The organism is Methylobacterium brachythecii (genome assembly GCF_014196345.1).
Lineage (GTDB): Bacteria > Pseudomonadota > Alphaproteobacteria > Rhizobiales > Beijerinckiaceae > Methylobacterium > Methylobacterium brachythecii.
In genome coordinates this window covers 15,474-33,094 of the sequence record NZ_JACIDN010000003.1, presented here as the reverse complement: position 1 = coordinate 33,094, position 17,621 = coordinate 15,474, and the positions used below count along the sequence as shown (strand labels likewise).

Sequence of the window (17,621 nt, the reverse complement as noted above, 5' to 3'; positions counted from 1 at the left end):
ACTTCACACGAATGTCGTTCTTGGCGTGAGTGCCGTCAGCACATCCGATCCGCTGGCCTCGATGCTGGAGCGCGTTCGCTGCAGCTTTTACGTTCGTGCCGCCCAGCTCCGTCTGATCGACGAGGAAGTCGGCCCCATCGAGCTCTACGCCGGCGCGCCGATCGCCCGGGCCGCAAGCTCGACCATCCATCGCCTCCAGAGGCTCGCGGCGACCGAGACCGTCATCGTGTCGGACGTCGGCTTCGAAGCGGATGTGCCGGACGAGTTCCTCGACAAGGCGCGCATCCGCTTCTTTGCGGGCATCCCTCTCCTCTCCGACACGGGGCAGGTCTTCGGAGTCCTCAGCCTGTTCCACTCTCACCCGCGCTGGCTCTCGCCCGAGCACGTGCGCGTCTTCGAGGACCTGGCGGCCGAACTCGCTCCCCTCGCCCAGCGCCGGCGCGATGCGGTGACGATCGCGCGCCTGAGGCAACGGATCGAGAAACAGGCCGAAATGTTCGCGCGAAGCCGCGACACCTTCGAGCGGGCCGCAACGGGGGCACGTGTCGGCCTGTGGGAATGCGCGCTGCACGACGAAAGCCTGACCTGGAGCGGTCAGGTCTACGACATGTTCGGCATCGCGCGAGGCGGCCGCCTCGTTCGCCAGCAATCGCTCGAATGCTATGCCGACGCCTCGCGCGGATTACTGGAGCGCATCCGCCGAGAAGCGCTCGAACGGCGCCACGGCTTCCAGCTCGATGCCGAGATCACCACGACCAGAGGCGCGAACCGCTGGATCCGGATCAACGCAGCGGTCGATTGTCGGGCTGGACGACCCTTCCGCCTGTTCGGGATGAAACAGGACATCACCGAGCAGAAGCTCCAGCTCGAACAGACGCGATTCCTCGCGCAACGCGACGCCATGACCGGCCTCGCCAACCGAACGCAATTCGAGGAGCGCTTCGCGACCCTCGACGGCGACCCACTGGGCCATTCTCCGATCGAGGCCTTGATCCTGGTGGATCTCGACGGCTTCAAGCAGGTCAATGATGGCTTCGGTCACGCGGCCGGCGATGCGTGCCTTAAGGAATCCGCTCTCCGGCTGAGCGCGATCTGCGCGCAAGCCGAGCTCGTCGCACGGATCGGCGGAGACGAGTTCGCAGTTCTGCTCGGTCCGGTTTTCGAACGGGACGCCATCGAGACCCTGGGGCGAGAGATCGTGACCGGCCTCGCGAAACCGATGGCGTCCGCGGCCCATGTCCTGCACGTCGGCGCCTCCGTCGGCATCGCCCATGTCGACGGGCCTTGCACGCCCTCCGACCTGTTCACCCAGGCCGACATCGCCCTCTACGCTGCCAAGGCTGCAGGCCGCGGTACCGTGCGAACTTTCGTCGCCGGGATGGGCGCCGACAGCGAGCGGCGCATCCCCTGGCCGATCGCACAGGTTGGCGAGCGCCGTGGCTTCCCCGGGACGACGACGCACTGATCCGCAGCCGCCGGGCTTGCCAGCACGGGGATGTGAACTTTACAGCCGCCGCAGCAACGGCCCGGCACGACGCAGCCCGGGTGCGAGAAGGCCACGGCGACCATGACCAGCTACAAGCTCCTGCTCCTGCCCGGCGACGGAATTGGCCCCGAGGTGATGGCCGAGGTCGAGAAGGTGGTGGCCTGGCTCGGGAAAGCCGGCCTTGCCACGTTCGAGACTGAGACCGACCTCGTTGGCGGCGCGGCCATCGACGTGCACGGCAAGCCGCTCGCCGACGCGACGCTGGCCAAGGCCGATGCCGCCGACGCGATTCTGCTCGGGGCGGTCGGTGGCCCGAAATGGACCGGCGTCGCCTACGAGAACCGCCCCGAAGCCGGCCTGCTGCGCCTGCGCAAGGAACTCGGCCTGTTCGCCAACCTGCGCCCGGCGATCTGCTACCCGGCCCTGGCTTCGGCCTCCGCGCTCAAGCCCGAGCTAGTCGAAGGCCTCGACATGATGATCGTGCGCGAGCTGACCGGAGGTGTCTATTTCGGGGAACCGAAGGAGATCACGACGCTGCCGGACGGCTCCAAGCGCGCCGTCGACACCCAGGTCTACACCACCGCTGAGATCGAGCGCATCGCCCACGTCGCCTTCGACCTTGCCCGCAAACGCTCGGGCCGCGTCGCCTCGGCCGAGAAAAACAACGTGATGAAGACCGGCGTCCTCTGGAAGGAGGTCGTCACCCGCGTCCACCAGGAGCACTATGCCGAGGTCGAGCTGGAGCATGTGCTCGCCGACAACTGCGCCATGCAGCTCGTGCGTCGGCCCAAGCAGTTCGACGTGCTCGTCACCGACAACCTGTTTGGAGACGTGCTCTCGGACGTCGCGGCGATGTTGACGGGCTCGCTCGGTATGCTGCCCTCGGCCTCGCTCGGCGCCATCGACGCCAAGGGGACGCGCAAGGCACTCTACGAGCCGGTCCACGGCTCGGCACCCGATATCGCCGGCAAGGGTTTCGCCAACCCGATCGCGATGATCGGCTCGCTCGCGATGTGCCTGCGCTATTCCTTCGGTCTGGGCGACGCCGCCGACCAGCTGGACGCCGCGATCACGCGCACCCTCGCCTCCGGTGCCCGCACCCGCGACATCGCCAGCAAGGGCGGCAAGGTCATCAGCACCGCCGAGATGGGCGATGCCATCCTGCGCGAGCTGGGCGCGTAGCGGCGCCTGAGCGCCCAAACAGTCATCGTCATTCCGGGGCGCCGAAGGCGAGCTCGGAATCCATAACGGGAAGCGACGCCCCACGCGGCCTCTCCGGTGGATTCCGGGTTCTCGCTCGCGCGAGCCCGGCATGACGACTGAGACAGTTCAAACGAAAACGGGCCCCGTGAAGGGGCCCGTTTCCGTTTCAGAGGCTCGCTCGATCCTAGTAGGGCGACATGCCCGTACGCGAGCGGTAGGAGGTCGGATCGATCACGTCGACGGCCGAGAAGTCGATGTTGCGGATCGCCGTGCTGCGGGCGCCGATGAACGGGCCGTTGGTGATCGGGTCGGGCAGGTTGGAGCCGCCGTACATGTCGTTGCGGCCATAGACCGGCGACAGCATGTTGCTGGCCTGGATCAGGTAGGGGCTGGTCGCCGGGTTCGAGACGGAACCGTTATAGGGCTCGGTCGTGCGGCCAGCATCGAGCCAGCTGCGCGGACGGATGCGGATCGGCAGCGGACGGCTGACGCGGACGTAACCCGGACCGCCATACGGACCCTGCGCCTCGGCGGCCGAGCCGAACCCGATGGCGGTGAGCGAGAGGGCGCCCAGAAGGGCGATCTTGGTGAGGCGCATGGCGGAACCCTGATTTGCGTGGGCTGAAGCTACGGGGGGCTCGTTAACATTTAGCCCGTTGTGAATAAGACGCCCGAGCTGAGCCGTTGTTCCATCCTTACAGCCGCGCTTCCGTATTTCGCCGCAGTTCCGCCTCATTTTTTCGAGCACGGCGCGGATTGCGTTCGCCTGTTGCAGTTTTGCGGCTGGTGATCGATCCAGTCTGGTCGCCGCCGCGGCCGCTCGCGGTGGTGGCGGCGGGAGGAGCGGCACAGCCGGCAGTGCGGCGCAGCTCCGCCTCCCCGAAGGCCACCTCGATCGTCGGCGTCGCGGAGATGGCGAGCCTGACGGAATCGATGGCGCAGGCGACGGCCTGAGGCTCCGGCGGCTGGCCGAGCACGCCGCAGAGCCAGCCGTCGATCCGCATCGCCTTGGTCCCGATACCTGAAAACCCGGTACAGAGTCGCGTGCCGTTGCCGCTGAGCGTGGTCTCGACGGTCTCGAACGCCCCGAACTTGGTCTCGATTGTGCCCCTCATTCCGGTGCGGAGCACGGACAGGCCTTGCATCTCGGCCGCGCGCCGCGCGAGCGTGACGAACAGGCTTGTCGCGGGCTCGGGCGCCTGCGGCGCCTCGGTCAAGGTCAGACGCAGGAACGGCACTTCGATCGCGTCGAAGCCGCCCTGCGTCAGCGCATCCTCGCGAAGCCCGGTCGCCGCATTCCAGCGTGGGGGTTCGGGCCGGCCCGGCGGCTCGGCCGCGTCCATGGCGAGCAGCGGACCGGCTGTGCTCGCCGGGGTCGCGGCGCGGGCAGCGGGCGCAGAGGGAACGCGCGGCGGCTCGGTCCAGGCGCGCGGCGACGGATCTGGGGAGGCTCGGTCGCGCGCGAACACCGTCAAACCCGCAACTGCTGCGGCGGCCAGGACGAGATGCGCTGCGAGCCGCAGACGGCCGAACGGCTTCGGCGAGGCCAGAGGATGGATTTCTCCGTCCGCTTCATCGAGATCCAGGTCTTCGAAGGTCGGTTCGCGCCGCATCGTGAACGCCTCGCATCGGATCGGCTGCAGCGGCGCTGAGCCCTCTCCGATGCTGTGACCCGCAGGTGCGAAGGATCCGGTTTCCGCGGGCACGGTCGAGGACGATTTATCCCCCGCTACTTCACCCGAAGGTGAATCGAACCTTGGCGCTGGTCGCGTCCCTAAACCGGGATGGCCGCTCGTACCGGTCGCGGCTCGGCGACCCAAAGCCTCAAGGCGTCGAAGGTCGCGACACCGGCCGCCAGAACTTCGTCGTCGTCGAGAGCCTCCAGGTGGGCGCGGAAGGCGTTCCACATGCGGCCGGTGTCACGGCCATGGCCGCGATAGTAGCTGCAGGCCGCCTCGGCCGCGGGTCCGTGACGCGCGGCGATGGTGCGGCCGATGACTTGGCCGCCCAGCGTCGAGCCTTCCAGGACATAGAGCGCTCCGTAAGCCGAGGCTTTCGTCGCGAGCGTGATGGGTGTGATCACCGGCAAAGCCGCGATGTTCGCGGCGTCGAGCCCGAGGCGGTCCAGGTCGGCATCGAGAAGCGCGAGCCGGCGGCGCGGTGCGAAGAAGGCCTCGTCGTCGAGCGCCTGCCCGATTACGGGCTCGAAACCGGCATGGAAGCCGCGCATCAGCGCCAGCAGCATGCGGTATCCGTCGAGCGTGGCGATGCGCGCTTCCCACTGCAGCCCATCTTCGAGCGCCTGATGCGCGTCCGCCGTCGCCGCGCGAAGCCGGGCGTGGAGTCCGCTGCTCACGCGTGCACTGTGAAGCAGGCGCCAGGGACGTTCTCGACCTCGATCCGCGCATCGATCTGCTCGAGCATGGCGCGCACCAACTTCATGCCGAGGCCGGTGCCCTTGGCGCGGGTGTCCCAACCTTCGGGCAGGCCCACGCCGTCGTCGCAGACCTTGAGCGTGACACCGTTCGCCACGCCCGAGACGCTGACGTTGACCTGTGCGCCACGGTCTTCGCTGCCGCCATACTTGAAGGCGTTGGTCACGAGTTCGGTGGCGATCAGCGAGAGCGAGACGGCCTTCTGGTAGGGGACCATCAGCCCGGGTTCCGCAGTGAGCTCGACGCTGTGCTGGTTGCCGGCGAGACCGGTGAGATCGTTGCACAGGTTCTCGATCGTCTGGCCGAGATCCACCTCTTCCACGCTACCAGCCTGGTAGAGGCTGTCGTGCACCCGGGCGACGCTCATGACGCGTCCCGACGTCTCGGCGAAGGCCTGCCGGGCCTCAGGGTCGGTAATCTGGCGGCGCTGCATGTGCAGGAAGGCCGAAACGATCTGCAGCGAGTTCTTGACCCGGTGATCGATCTCGCGCGTCAGCAGGTCCTTCTGAGCGAGCAGGCGCTCCTTGTCGACGAGGAGCTGCGTCAGCTCCTCGATCTTGCGCCGCTGGCGCAGGACGACGCCCTCGACGGCTTGCGCCAGCTGTTCCGCTAGCGAGACCTGCCAATGCAGGAAGGGCGCCGAGACGCCGCGCCGCTCCTCCACCCAGCGCTCGAAGGAGCGGCGCGGCAGCACGGCCACCGAGCCGGATCCCGCGATGACCGGCTTGCGCGGATCGCCACCCCAGGTCACGGCGCTCGGAACCTCCGGCCGGAACCAGAGCAGCAGATGCATCCGCTGCGCATCGACGAAAGCCGCGAGCAGTCCGCTCGCTGTCTGAGCGTAGGCGCCGGCGCGCGGATGCGCGCTGCCGAGGGCATCGGTGGTGTAGCTCGGCTGTCCCGACGGCAGGGTCTCCTTGAGCCATGCGGCAAGCGCGAGGACCTCTCGCTCGCTCGGACAAGCCCCGATCAGGCTGATGTGATCCTCCGAGACGATGCCGGCCCCGCCGGCCTCGAACAGATCGAGCAGCGTAGTCGACCCTACGGTCAGTGCCTGCACGAAATCGTCGGACTGGGCGAGGCTGCGAACGAGCCGCCCCTCAATGTCGAGATGCGACTGCTGCTCGGCCCATTGAGCGTGGGCCTCGATCTCCTGCACGCGCATGGCGAAGGCGTCGGTGAGCACGGTCGAGGCCGCCCGGGTCTCCGGCGCGACGTAGTGCTGCTGCCGGTGATGGCCGATCATCAGCCCCCAGAGCCGGCCCTCGACCAGGATCGAGATCGACATCGAGCCGTTCACGCCAAGATTGCGCTGATACTCAAGGTGGATCGGCGAGAGCGTGCGATTTTGCGCGAAGGTCAGGTCGATCGGGCCGTTTCCGGCAGCCTTGCCCGCCACCAGCGGCACCGGCACGCAGTCGCGATCGATCACGAACCGGCTCTTGGCCTTGTGATACAGCGCGCGCGCCTGGGCCGGGATGTCGGAGGAGGGAAAGCGCAATCCGATCAGGGGACGGTCCCAGTCCGGGACCATATCCTCGGCAATGGCCTCGCCGTTCCACTCCTCGTCAAAGCGATAGACGAGGACGGATTCGAACCCCGTGAGGAGCCGCAGCTCGCTCGCAGCGATCCGCGCCGCCTCGTCGAGGGTGCCGGCAGCACGCAACCGCACCACCGCAAGCTCCAGATCGAGTGGGCTGGCGGACCCGAAATCGTCCGGCCGCTCCGGCGCGCGCTCGAGTTCGACGATGACCCGGCCGCCCTGGACATGCGCCACGGCATAGAAGCGTTCGTCCGGACGCCCGGCCAGGGCGATGGTCTGACGCAGCAGCCGGCCGTCCTCCAGGCTGTGCGCCACGATGCCCGCTTCGATCGACGCTATGAAGGGCGCCGGCAGGATCGCGCTCAGCGGCCGGCCCTCGATCGGCACACCGTCGGAGAGGATGTCGCCGATGTTGGCGCTGTGGGCGAGGACTTCGAGGCTCTCCGCGTCGGCCGCGACCATGATGGCATTCGGCTGGATCGAGCCCGGGATGTGGATCGGCTCGCGCTCGCACAGGCCCGGATCGACGGGCTCGGCCCGGACACGCTGGCCGACGGCAGCCATCACCGCCTCGCGCGAACGACCGGCGCCCACCTGCTCCAGCGGCGTGATCACCATCCAGTACCGGCCGGGGCTGGCGGAGCTGCGCATCTCGATGCGGGTCCGCAGCGGATGCGGCGTGCGGCCGAAAACGAACTCGAAAGCCTCATCGAGCCGACCGCGGCGCACACCGCTCAGGAAGCGGCCATGGAAGCCCGGGACGTTCGTGCTGGGAGAGACCTCGCGGAAATAATGCCGCCCGACCACGGCCTCGGCCGAGAGGCCCGACTGGCTCGCTGCCCCCTCGCTGTAGGACAGCACGCGGCCGTCGGCGCTCAGCGCGATGACGCCTTGGTCGAGACGGTCGAGATCTTCGGGAGACAGGCCGTCGAGATCGACGGACCCGTCGAGGACGTCCTGGGTCCGGGATGGAGACGGGTCGCTCATTCGGCCCCGGTATGACCGCGCCCAGCCCCAGGCGCAATCCTCGGAACGCCACGGTTCGACATCTGCGGTGTAGACGTCGCAGCAAAATATCGTGCTCAGCCCGTGACTTGGCGTATGATATCAGACAGTGCGGACCTCAGCCCCTCTTCGAGAGTCGGGTGGTAGAACGGCCTGTCCGACAATGCCTGAGCCGCCTGTCCGTCCTGGATCGCGAAGGCAAGAATGTGCGCGAGATGCTCGATCTCGGGCCCCAGCATCTCTGCCCCCAGGAGCCGGCCGGCCCGGTCCGCGTAGAGGCGCAGGCCACCCTGATTGCGGCCCATCACCCGCGCACGACCCTGATCGCCGAAGTCGGCTTTTCCGACGATCGCATCGTCGTCGAGTTCGCCGATTGCGGCGATCTGCGGATCGGTGAAGACGATGGCGAGGTTCACCCAGTGCCGCGGCTGCTCGATCTTGGCGCTCTCCGAACGTGCGATCGCAGCCGCGTTCCGCCCCGCGAGGCCGCCCTGTCGGCTAGCCTCGTGCAGGACGGGCCGCTCCGCGTTCGCGTCGCCCGCGATCAGGATCGGCGCGCCTTCACAAAGTAGCGAGGACCGGTCGAAAGCCGGCATCCCGGCCTCATCAAGGCGCAGACGAGTCGTATCGAGCCCGATCCCGCGCAGATTCGGCGGCCGGCCCGCAGCGGCCAGAACCCGCTCGAACCGGCCCGATCCGCTCTCGCCGTCTTCTTGCGACCAGTGCAGCACCGCGCCACCCTGCACCGCCTCCGCACGGTCGACCCGGGCGCCTAGACGCAATGTGATGTGTTCTCCGAAAATCTCGATGGCGGCGCTCGCTAGGACGGGATCCCGGAGCCCGCCGGCCACCGCGCCCGGCTCGATCACGGTGGTCTCGACGCCGAGGCGAGACAACGCCTGGGCGAGTTCCAGCCCGATTGCGCCGGCGCCGAGGATCGCGATGGACCGGGGAAGATCGGCCATCTCGAAGATCGTGTCGGTGGTGAGCAGCCGGTCGCCGAGGCCGCTCAGCGGTTCCGGCACGCTCGGGCTCGACCCAGTGGCGATCACGGCCGCCTTGAAGTGCAGACGGGTCGCCTCGTCGATGCGCAGGCACCCGTCTCCCTCGAATACGGCTCGGCCCGTGATCCGGCTCTCTGCCGGCAATCGATCCAGCCCCTCGAACACACTGGCGACGAAACGGTCGCGCTCTCGCCGAACCCGCTGTAGGACCTCGCGGCCTTCGATCCGGACGGCCCCGACATGGACGCCGAACACCTGCACCTCACGCGCCGCCTGCGCTGCATGGGCCGCCGTGATCAGGAGTTTCGACGGCATGCAGCCGACCCGGGCGCAGGTCGTTCCGCCCGGCCCCTGCTCGATCAGTACCGATCGCACGCCGGCATCGAGCGCAGCCCGGTGCGCGGCAATGCCCGCTGTGCCGGCCCCGATCACCGCGACGTCACAGGTGATGTCCCGCATCGGCATTAGGCGGCCTTGGTCATGGCGGTGGCGACGATGAGGTCCATCATGGAGGCAGCGATGTCGCCGGATGCCATCTGGACGACGGCCGTGATGTCGCGCCGACCTTCGATGTCGACCTCGAAGAGATTGTCGGGGACGACGGCGATGCCGACGATGATGACGATATCCATGAGCGCTCGTTCCGTTGCCCGGTCGTCGGCCAACCCGGCGCCCCTTCGAACGTTCCTGCGGCGGTTCGCGCATTCACCGCCGACCGAAAGCTACGACAGGCGCCCGCCGAGCTTGGCACGGGCGAAGTCCAAGGCCGCGGGCGGTGCTCCCTCGAGGGGAAGCGTGAAATAGGAGTTGGCTGCCGTGGCCACGATCCAGAACCGTTCGTGGACCCTGACCTGCTCCAGAGCCGCCCAGACGAGATGGGTCGAGCCCAATGGGGACGTCATCGTGACGCCGGATTCCTCGAAGGCGAGGCTCGCCCGCATAGCGTCGAGGGCCTTCAGCTTTCGCATCGCCGCCTGCCGATGCATCAGCCAACCGGCGAGGGAGAGGCCGATCAGGATGATCCACAGGGCAGCCAAGACCGCACTGACGAAGGTCCATTCCCCGGAATGGACGATCAGGACGACGTGGACCGCGCTCACGAGGAGAACGAGGCACCACACCCCCCATCGGCCCCCAAGCCGACGACGGGCGAACTGCCAGGCCGCCTGACGGACGATCGTTTCGTCGTACCGCACCTCGAAGCGGTAGGGCGGCCCTATCAACGGGGGCCGTCGAGTTCGGCATGCGTCTCGGGAGCGGCCAGCAACGCGTCGCTCTCGTCCTTGAGGTTCACGCCCGTCAGACCGCGCGTGAGAGCCTGCGCGATCAGCCAGTGCAGCTTGTTCGCCGCCAGTTCGTGCGAAAGCCCGGCCGGGCGAACGTTCGAGATGCAGTTGCGCTCGGCATCTGATCGCCCCGGTCGAGGACCGAAGGTGAGGTAGAGCCCGAGGCTGTCGGGCGAAGATAGGCCCGGCCGCTCCCCGATCAGCACAACGACCGCCCGCGCCTTCAAGAGCGCACCGACGGCGTCGCCGAGCGCGACCCGCGCCTGCAGCGCCACCACGATCGGAGCAAGGCTCCAGCCGGACTTTTCGACGAGCGGCTTCAGCGCCGCGAGCATCGGAGCGGCGCCCTCGTGGACGGCGCGAGCGGAGAGACCATCCGCGACGACGACGGCGAGGTCGACGGGCTCGCTCACGGACTGCCTCAGCGCGGCCTCGCTCTCCTCCGATAACCGGCGGCCATGATCCGGGCGGCGCAGATAAGTCGCGCGATCGACGGCATGGGATGCCACCGTGAGCGAGGCGAACCCCAGTCTCTCGATGGCGGACACGATCGCGTCGGCATCGAGGGGCGCATGCACGGCGTCGCGCGCCTGGGCATGGGCGAGGCCGAAGCTCAGCACCTCTCGCGTCGGCAAGCCCGCCCCGGCGCGGCCGAGGCCGATGCGGGCCGGCGTCAGCCGCGAGAGCCTTTTCCAGAGATCGTCCTCGCTCACGCGGCGAGATCCGGCGCAGCAGTGAGCAAGGCGGTGGCCGCATCGCCGGGAAGCAGGGCGCCCTCCCCGTCCGTCAGACCGATGCGTTCGAGCCAGGTTTCGAATTCGGGCGCGCGCCTGAGGCCGAGAACTTCGCGGACATAGAGCGCGTCATGGAACGACGTGGATTGGTAGTTCAGCATGACGTCGTCGGCGCCCGGCACGCCCATGATGTAGGTGCAGCCGGCCGCACCGAGCAGCGTCAGCAGGGTGTCCATGTCGTCCTGATCGGCCTCGGCATGGTTTGTGTAGCAGACGTCCACGCCGAGCGGCACGCCCATGAGCTTGCCGCAGAAATGGTCCTCCAGTCCCGCCCTTATGATCTCCTTGCCGTCATAGAGATATTCGGGGCCGATGAAGCCGACGACGGTGTTGACCAGAAGCGGCCTGTAGACGCGGGCGACCGCATAGGCCCGCGCCTCCAGCGTCTGCTGGTCGATGCCGTGATGCGCGTCGGCCGAGAGGGCCGAACCCTGCCCGGTCTCGAAATACATGACGTTGTCGCCGAGCGGCCCGCGTTTCAACGCCAAGGCCGCCTCGTGCGCCTCCTTGAGGAGCGGCAGCGTGACGCCGAAACTCGCATTGGCGGCCTGCGTGCCTGCGATCGACTGGAAGACGAGATCCACCGGGAGGCCGCGATTCATCGCGTCGAGCGTCGTGGTGACGTGCGTCAGCACGCAGGACTGCGTCGGGATGGCGAGACGCTGGATCACGTCGTCGAGTAGGCGCAGCAGGTCGGACAACGTTCGGATCGAATCCGAGGCCGGGTTGATGCCGATCACCGCATCGCCGCAGCCATAGGAGAGGCCGTCGAGGATCGAGGCGGTGATACCCTTCGGATCGTCGGTGGGATGGTTCGGCTGCAACCGGACCGCCAGGGTGCCGGGCAGGCCGATCGTGTTGCGGAACTTCGTGACGACCCGGCATTTGCGGGCGACGAGGATCAAATCCTGATTGCGCATGATCTTGGAGACCGCTGCCGCGATCTCCGGCGTCACGGCCGGAGCGATGCGAGCGAGCGTCCCCGACGAGGCCGTGAGCAGGAACTCGCGAAAATCGCCGACGGTGAGGTGGGCGATCTCGGCGAAGGCAGCCTGATCGTGCGTGTCGAGGATCAGCCGCGTGACGTCGTCGTCCTCGTATGGGATCAGCGGCTGCGCGAGAATCTGCGACAGCGGCACCTCGGCGAGGCACCAGCGCGCCGCCATGGCCTCTTCCGCCGACTCCGCCGCGAGGCCGGCCAACCGGTCGCCGGAGCGCACAGGCGTCGCCTTGGCCAGGAGTGTGGCGAGGTCGCCGAAGACATGGGTACGCGGGCCGACGACATGGCGAAAAGCCATCCGGTGTCTCCTGATGTCATCGGCCGGCAGGATGCCAGGATTGGGCCAGCTGTCGAGCCTGGCCGCCTCAGCGCGGCAGCATCACCACCGTCAGCGAGCGCACGCCCTGTGCACCGTGGATGAGCACGCCCTCGATATCCGCGGTCGCCGACGGCCCGGTATGCAGCACGGCATAGGCTGAACTCGCGAATTCCGGCCGGCGATAGGCCGACTGCACCGTGTCGACGAGGTCGGTCGGGTCGAGCAGCACGATGAGATGCTGGGCGAGATACGCGACCGAGTTCACGATCAGCTCTCCTTCCGTGAACAGCACGGAGCCCGATTCTGCGATCCCGAAGACCGCGCGCACCACGGCGATGTCGACGTCTTCGAGGTCGCCGGGTTTGGCGACCATCGTGAGGTCTCGGTTGCCGGTGACCTCGGGCACCGCCGAGGCCACGACCTTGGCGCCGGCAAGTCGCTCGCGGATGCCGGCCAGCGGGTCGCTGCCCTCGGCCACCGGCTCGATGCGGCCGCCCATGCGCTTCAGCCGCTCGCCGAACTCGGCGACGAGATCCTCGCCGACCAGCGGCGTGAAGGCCGGGATCGGCGGCAGCGGGAAATCGCCCTTCGGCCGGTTCGCCCGGATGGCGGCGAGCGTCGCTTCGCGGCTTGTCATTTCGCGCCGCCCTTCATGCGGTTCTGCTTGTACCAGGCGTGGAAGCTCTGCTTCGGGGTCTCGGGCATCTCGCGCTTCTTCCCCCAGGTGTTCGCCGGGTTGTAGACGGCGAAGCGGGGCAGCGCCTTGAGAGCGGAATCCGCGGCGCCGATCGCGGCGCGGTAGGCGGCCGGGCGGCTGAGCACGGCGCCGGCCGCCTTCATCATGCCCTGCTTGAGCAGCGGGATCTGGTGCTCCTCGGCCAGCACCTTGCGCCAGGCAAAAATCTGCTCGTGAATGTTGATCTTCACCGGGCAGACGTTGGTGCAGGAGCCGTTCATCGTCGAGGAGAACGGCAGCGTCGAATACTTTCGCTTGTTGAAGGTCGGGTCGATGATCAGTCCGATCGGCCCCGAATAGGTCGCGCCGTAGGAGAGCCCGCCCGAGCGCCGGTAGACCGGGCAGGTGTTCATGCAGGCGCCGCAGCGGATGCACTTCAGCGAGGTCCAGAATTCCTCCATCCCGAGCCGGGCCGAGCGGCCGTTATCGACGAGCACCATGTGCATCTCGGTGCCCTTGCGGGGCGCGCGGAAATGCGAGGTGTATTGGGTGATGGTCGAGCCGAGCGCCGAGCGCGCGAGCACCCGGATGAACACGCCGAGATGCTCGATCCGCGGGATCAACTTCTCGATGCCGATAGAGTGAATCTGAAGCTTCGGGACGTTGCCGGAGAGGTCGGCATTGCCCTCGTTGGTGCAGGTGACGACGGTGCCGGTTTCGGCGATGGCGAAGTTGCAGCCGGTCATGCCGGCATCGGCCTGCAGGATGAGCGGGCGCGTCGTCACGCGCTGACTCTCGGCGAGGTAATGCGCGTCGTCGTTGGTCGGGTCGGTGCCCAGCGTGCGGGCGAAGACCTCGGCGACGTCGATCCGGGTCTTGTGGACCGCCGGCATCACGACGTGGCTCGGCTCCTCGTCGTCGAGTTGCTGGATGCGCTCGCCGAGATCGGTCTCGATGATGTCGATGCCGTTGGCCGCCATGTAGTGGCGGAAGCCGCACTCCTCGGTGAGCATCGACTTCGACTTGATCAGCGTCTTGGCGCCGTGATCGCGCAGGATGCCGTGGACGATGCGGTTGTGCTCGGCCCCGTCCGCCGCCCAGTGGACATGGACGCCATTCGCCTTCGCCGCCGCCTCGAACTGTTCGAGGTAGGTATCGAGGTTGGCCAACGTGTGGGTCTTGATCTGCGAGGCGAGTTCGCGGAGTTCCTCCCATTCCGGGATCGCCTGGGTGGCGGCATCGCGCTTCTTGCGCACGTCCCAGAGCCGGGCATCGTGCGCGGCCTGGTGCAAAGGCGCGGCGATAAAGCGCTCGGCCGCCTCGGCCTGATCGATCGGCCGGTCGCCGCGGATCTTGGCGCCGCGGGGCTGGGCCTCGCGGGCGGCGGGTGCGCGCACGGGCTTCGAGGCACCCTCGGCATGCTGCAAGCGCTGGCCGTCCTGGCCGCGGGCGCTCTCGTCGGTGGGCGGTTGGACCTGCGGGTGGAGCGGGTCCTTTTGTGGGTTCATGCCTTCGGCGCTCATGCGGCGGCTCCGTTCAGCACTTGCGCGATGTGGATATACTTCGTCGGCAGTCCGAGACGCTCGGCGCAGCCCTTCTGGTGCATCAGGCAGGAGGAATCGGCGGAGACGACGTAATCAGCACCGGCCTTCGACTGATCGGTGACCTTGTCGTAGCCCATCTTGGCCGAGACGGCCGGCTCGAACACGGAGAAGGTGCCGCCGAAGCCGCAGCACTCGTCGGGCCGGGCGAGGTCGACGATCTCGATACCCTTCACCTTCTTCAGGAGGTCGAGGGGCTTGGAGAAGAACGGCTTGTTCAGCTCCGAGGGCCGTGCGTGATGGATGCCGCGCAGCGAGTTGCAGTTGTTGTGATAGGCGACCCGGTGCGGGAATTCCGCCCAGGGCAATTCTTCGATCTTCAGGACATCGTGCAGGAATTCGACGAGCTCGAAGGTCCGACTGCGCACCGCCTTCACCTCCTCCGTTTGCGGGATCGCGGTTAGATGCTCGCGGACCTGATGCACGCAGCTGCCTGACGGCGCGACGATGTAGTCGAACCCCGAAAAGTTCTTCACGAACAGCGCTTCGGTAGCAGCGGCCTCGGCGTGGCAGCCGGTATTGGTCATCGGCTGGCCGCAGCAGGTCTGGTCGTAGGGATATTCGACCTTGAGGCCGAAGCGCTCCAGCAACTCCAGCGTGGCGATGCCGACCTCGGGCTCGAAGGCATCGACGTAACAGGGGACGAACAGCCCGACGCGCATGGGTTTTCCGACTCGATGACCGCGAACGTCTTAGCGCGGTCATTCCGGGTTCCGCTGCGCGGCCCCGGAATGACGGGCGAGGTTCGCAGACTGGAACCTTTGTAACCTGAGCGATCTATCGCAGCAGGTTCGTCTTGGCGAGATCGAGAACGGAATCGCCGCGGCCGCTCATCACCGCGCGCAGGACGTAGAGGCTGAACCCTTTCACCTGCTGGCCGGCGATTTTCGGGGGCATGGAGAGCTCGTTGCGGGCGACCACCACGTCGAGCAGGGCCGGCCCGTCATGGCCGAGCACGTCCGCAGCCGCCGAGGCCAATTCCGACGGGTCCTCGACCCGTATGCCGTGGATGCCGACGGCCCGCGCCATCGCGGCGAAGTCCGGGTTCTCGAGGCTCACGCCCGTCTCAAGATAGCCGGCCGCCTTCATCTCCATCTCGACAAAGCCGAGCGAGCCATTGTTGAAGATCACGATCTTCGCCGGCAGCTTCTCCTGGCGCAGCGTCAGTAGGTCACCCATCAGCATGGTGAAGCCGCCGTCGCCAGAGAGCGAGACCACCTGACGGTTCGGATGCGAGGCCTGCACACCGATCGCCTGGCACATGGCGTTGGCCATCGAGCCGTGCACGAAGGAGCCGAGCAACCGGCGCCGGCCGTTCATCTTGAGGTAGCGCGCGGCCCAGATCGTCGGCGTGCCGACATCCACCGTGAACACGGCATCGTCCGCCGCCGTCTCGCTGATGACCTTCGCCACGTATTGCGGATGGATCACCGGCTTGCCGCGCTTCAGGCCGAGCCAGCCACGCGCGGGCTTCGCCGTCGCGAGTTCGTCGAGCCCCTCGCGGGCCTTCTCGTAGTGCTTGAGGCTGTCGTCGAGGAAGGCGCGGTCGGTCTTGGTGCGCAGCTTCGGCAGCAGGGCATCGATCGTGGCACCGACATCGCCGACGAGGCCGAGGTCGAGCTTGCAGCGCCGCCCGAGATTCTCGGGCCGGATGTCGACCTGCGCGATCCGGGCATTGCCCGGATAGAACTGCCGGTACGGAAAATCCGTGCCGAGCATCAGCAGCACGTCGCAGCTCATCATCGCCGCGTAGCCGGACGAGAAGCCGATCAGTCCGGTCATGCCGACATCGTAGGGGTTGTCGTATTCGACGAATTCCTTGCCGCCCAGCGCATGAACGATCGGGCTCTTCAGGGTCTCGGCGAGGCGCAGCAGGTCGCCATGCACTCCGGCGCAGCCGCGCCCGCACAGCAGGGTGACGCGCGAGGAGCCGTTCAGCAGCTCGGCGAGCGCGTCGAGATCAGGCTCGGCCGGGCGCACCACGGGCTTGCGCGGGATCAGCCCGGCATTCGGTGCGATGCCGCGCGAGGGCGCCTCGGCCATGGCAACGTCGCCAGGGATGACGATGACGGCGACGCCGCTCTGGCCGACGGCGGCTCGGATCGCGGCCTCAATGACCTGAGGAAGCTGGGACGCGTCCGAGACCAGTTCGCAATAGTGGCTGCACTCGCGGAACAGGTTTTCCGGATGCGTCTCCTGGAAGTAGCCCGAGCCAATCTCGGCCGAGGGGATGTGAGCTGCAATGGCGAGCACTGGCGTGCGCGAGCGGTGGCAATCGAACAGGCCGTTGATCAGGTGGAGATTGCCCGGCCCGCAAGATCCGGCACAGACGGCGAGCTTTCCGGTGATCTGGCTCTCGGCGCCGGCCGCGAAAGCCGCGACCTCCTCGTGGCGGACATGGACCCAGTCGATGCTCTCGCGGGTACGGATCGATTCCGTGATCGCATTCAGGCTGTCGCCGACGAGGCCGTAGACGCGCTCGATGCCGGCCTGGACGAGGGTTTCGACGAAAAGGTCGGCAACGTTCGTGATGGCCATCGGTCCGGCTCCTGCTGCGTGGAGCCTGAACCGTTGAAGCGGCGCCGTGTTCCGCGCTGCAGCAATGCGAAGGGCGCGAACCTCAATCCGGGACGTCGGACTGCCGGCGCGTGACCACGGCGAAGAGATCGCCGAGTGCGGCGAGGCTCGCAGACTGCAGCGCCTCGGCCCTCACCACCGAACCATCGGCAGAGGGCAGATCGCGCGTCGCGGTGGCCTCGGCCACCACGGTCGGCGAGAAGCCGAGGTTGAAGGCGCCGCGCGCCGTCGAGTTCACGCACATATGCGTCATGAAGCCGGCGAGGATCAGGTTCTTCGCTCCGGCCTTCTCAAGCTGCGCCTGCAGATCGGTGCCGACGAAGGAGCTCGGATAGCCCTTGGTGATCACAGGCTCGTCGCCCTGCGGTGCGACCTCGTCGCTGATCTGCCCGATCCGTGCTTCGACGTCGTAGGGCGAGCCGGCCCCGGCATTGTGGCGCACATGGAAGATCGGGATGCCCGCTTTGCGCGCCCGCTCCAGCAGCGCCTTGGCCTCGGCGATGGCAGGCTCGACGCCCGAGAGTTGCATCAGCCCTTCGCGATAGGTGTTCTGCAGGTCGATCATGATCAGCGCGGAATCGCGCAGCGGAGCCGGTCTCGGGCTGAGGCCGGAGACATCGCGCAGCGTCTTGAGATCCGACATTGGCCAAGCTCTCTATCGTTTGTCTGCAATGACTTGGGGCAATGGCGAC

16 protein-coding genes are annotated in these 17,621 nt (G+C 67.5%); 2 read left to right on the top strand and 14 right to left on the bottom strand.

Annotated elements, in window-relative coordinates:
* Positions 1–25 precede the first annotated feature (25 nt).
* Positions 26–1,465, top strand: coding sequence for a diguanylate cyclase domain-containing protein (locus GGR33_RS07810; RefSeq protein WP_183503724.1), 1,440 nt, complete (start codon positions 26–28; stop codon positions 1,463–1,465).
* A 102-nt stretch (positions 1,466–1,567) separates the two neighbouring features.
* A complete protein-coding gene (gene leuB / locus GGR33_RS07805; protein WP_183503715.1) occupies positions 1,568–2,668 on the top strand; it encodes a 3-isopropylmalate dehydrogenase in 1,101 nt (366 codons plus the stop codon).
* Positions 2,669–2,873: 205 nt separating this feature from the next.
* Here the strand turns inward: leuB and GGR33_RS07800 are convergent, their stop codons facing one another.
* From GGR33_RS07800 to GGR33_RS07735, 14 genes are all read right to left on the bottom strand, one after another.
* The gene (locus GGR33_RS07800; RefSeq protein ID WP_183503713.1) at positions 2,874–3,287 is read right to left on the bottom strand and encodes a hypothetical protein; all 414 of its coding nucleotides are present in this window, start codon (positions 3,285–3,287) and stop codon (positions 2,874–2,876) included.
* A gap of 97 nt (positions 3,288–3,384) precedes the next feature.
* Positions 3,385–4,302, bottom strand: a complete 918-nt coding sequence (locus tag GGR33_RS07795) for a hypothetical protein (RefSeq protein WP_183503711.1) — start codon at positions 4,300–4,302, stop codon at positions 3,385–3,387.
* A 161-nt stretch (positions 4,303–4,463) separates the two neighbouring features.
* Positions 4,464–5,045 (bottom strand): biliverdin-producing heme oxygenase, encoded by a 582-nt coding sequence (locus GGR33_RS07790; RefSeq protein WP_183503709.1) that lies wholly within the window; start codon positions 5,043–5,045, stop codon positions 4,464–4,466.
* Positions 5,042–7,654 carry a histidine kinase dimerization/phosphoacceptor domain -containing protein gene (locus tag GGR33_RS07785; protein WP_183503707.1) on the bottom strand — a complete coding sequence of 871 codons (2,613 nt, stop codon included), beginning with the start codon at positions 7,652–7,654 and terminating at the stop codon, positions 5,042–5,044. Before GGR33_RS07785 ends, GGR33_RS07790 begins: the two co-directional genes overlap by 4 nt.
* Positions 7,655–7,749: 95 nt before the next feature.
* Positions 7,750–9,135: a dihydrolipoyl dehydrogenase gene (locus GGR33_RS07780; RefSeq protein ID WP_183503705.1), complete on the bottom strand. Its 1,386-nt coding sequence runs from the start codon at positions 9,133–9,135 to the stop codon at positions 7,750–7,752.
* A gap of 5 nt (positions 9,136–9,140) precedes the next feature.
* Positions 9,141–9,308, bottom strand: a complete 168-nt coding sequence (locus tag GGR33_RS07775) for a hypothetical protein (RefSeq protein ID WP_183503703.1) — start codon at positions 9,306–9,308, stop codon at positions 9,141–9,143.
* A 90-nt stretch (positions 9,309–9,398) separates the two neighbouring features.
* Positions 9,399–9,776, bottom strand: coding sequence for a YcxB family protein (locus GGR33_RS07770; RefSeq protein WP_183503701.1), 378 nt, complete (start codon positions 9,774–9,776; stop codon positions 9,399–9,401).
* 119 nt (positions 9,777–9,895) lie between these two features.
* Positions 9,896–10,675 (bottom strand): ethanolamine ammonia-lyase subunit EutC, encoded by a 780-nt coding sequence (gene eutC, locus GGR33_RS07765; protein ID WP_183503698.1) that lies wholly within the window; start codon positions 10,673–10,675, stop codon positions 9,896–9,898.
* Positions 10,672–12,054 (bottom strand): ethanolamine ammonia-lyase subunit EutB, encoded by a 1,383-nt coding sequence (locus GGR33_RS07760; protein ID WP_183503696.1) that lies wholly within the window; start codon positions 12,052–12,054, stop codon positions 10,672–10,674. Before GGR33_RS07760 ends, eutC begins: the two co-directional genes overlap by 4 nt.
* A gap of 67 nt (positions 12,055–12,121) precedes the next feature.
* A complete protein-coding gene (locus GGR33_RS07755; protein ID WP_183503693.1) occupies positions 12,122–12,712 on the bottom strand; it encodes a LutC/YkgG family protein in 591 nt (196 codons plus the stop codon).
* Positions 12,709–14,274, bottom strand: coding sequence for a lactate utilization protein B (locus GGR33_RS07750; RefSeq protein WP_183503690.1), 1,566 nt, complete (start codon positions 14,272–14,274; stop codon positions 12,709–12,711). The genes GGR33_RS07755 and GGR33_RS07750 overlap by 4 nt, the downstream gene beginning before the upstream one ends.
* On the bottom strand, positions 14,271–15,014 hold the full coding sequence (locus GGR33_RS07745) for a (Fe-S)-binding protein (RefSeq protein ID WP_183503687.1): 744 nt from the start codon (positions 15,012–15,014) through the stop codon (positions 14,271–14,273). The genes GGR33_RS07750 and GGR33_RS07745 overlap by 4 nt, the downstream gene beginning before the upstream one ends.
* A 115-nt stretch (positions 15,015–15,129) precedes the next feature.
* Positions 15,130–16,890 carry a ubiquinone-dependent pyruvate dehydrogenase gene (gene poxB, locus GGR33_RS07740; RefSeq protein WP_183503684.1) on the bottom strand — a complete coding sequence of 587 codons (1,761 nt, stop codon included), beginning with the start codon at positions 16,888–16,890 and terminating at the stop codon, positions 15,130–15,132.
* An 82-nt stretch (positions 16,891–16,972) separates the two neighbouring features.
* Positions 16,973–17,572 carry a cysteine hydrolase family protein gene (locus tag GGR33_RS07735; RefSeq protein ID WP_183503681.1) on the bottom strand — a complete coding sequence of 200 codons (600 nt, stop codon included), beginning with the start codon at positions 17,570–17,572 and terminating at the stop codon, positions 16,973–16,975.
* Positions 17,573–17,621 lie beyond the last annotated feature (49 nt).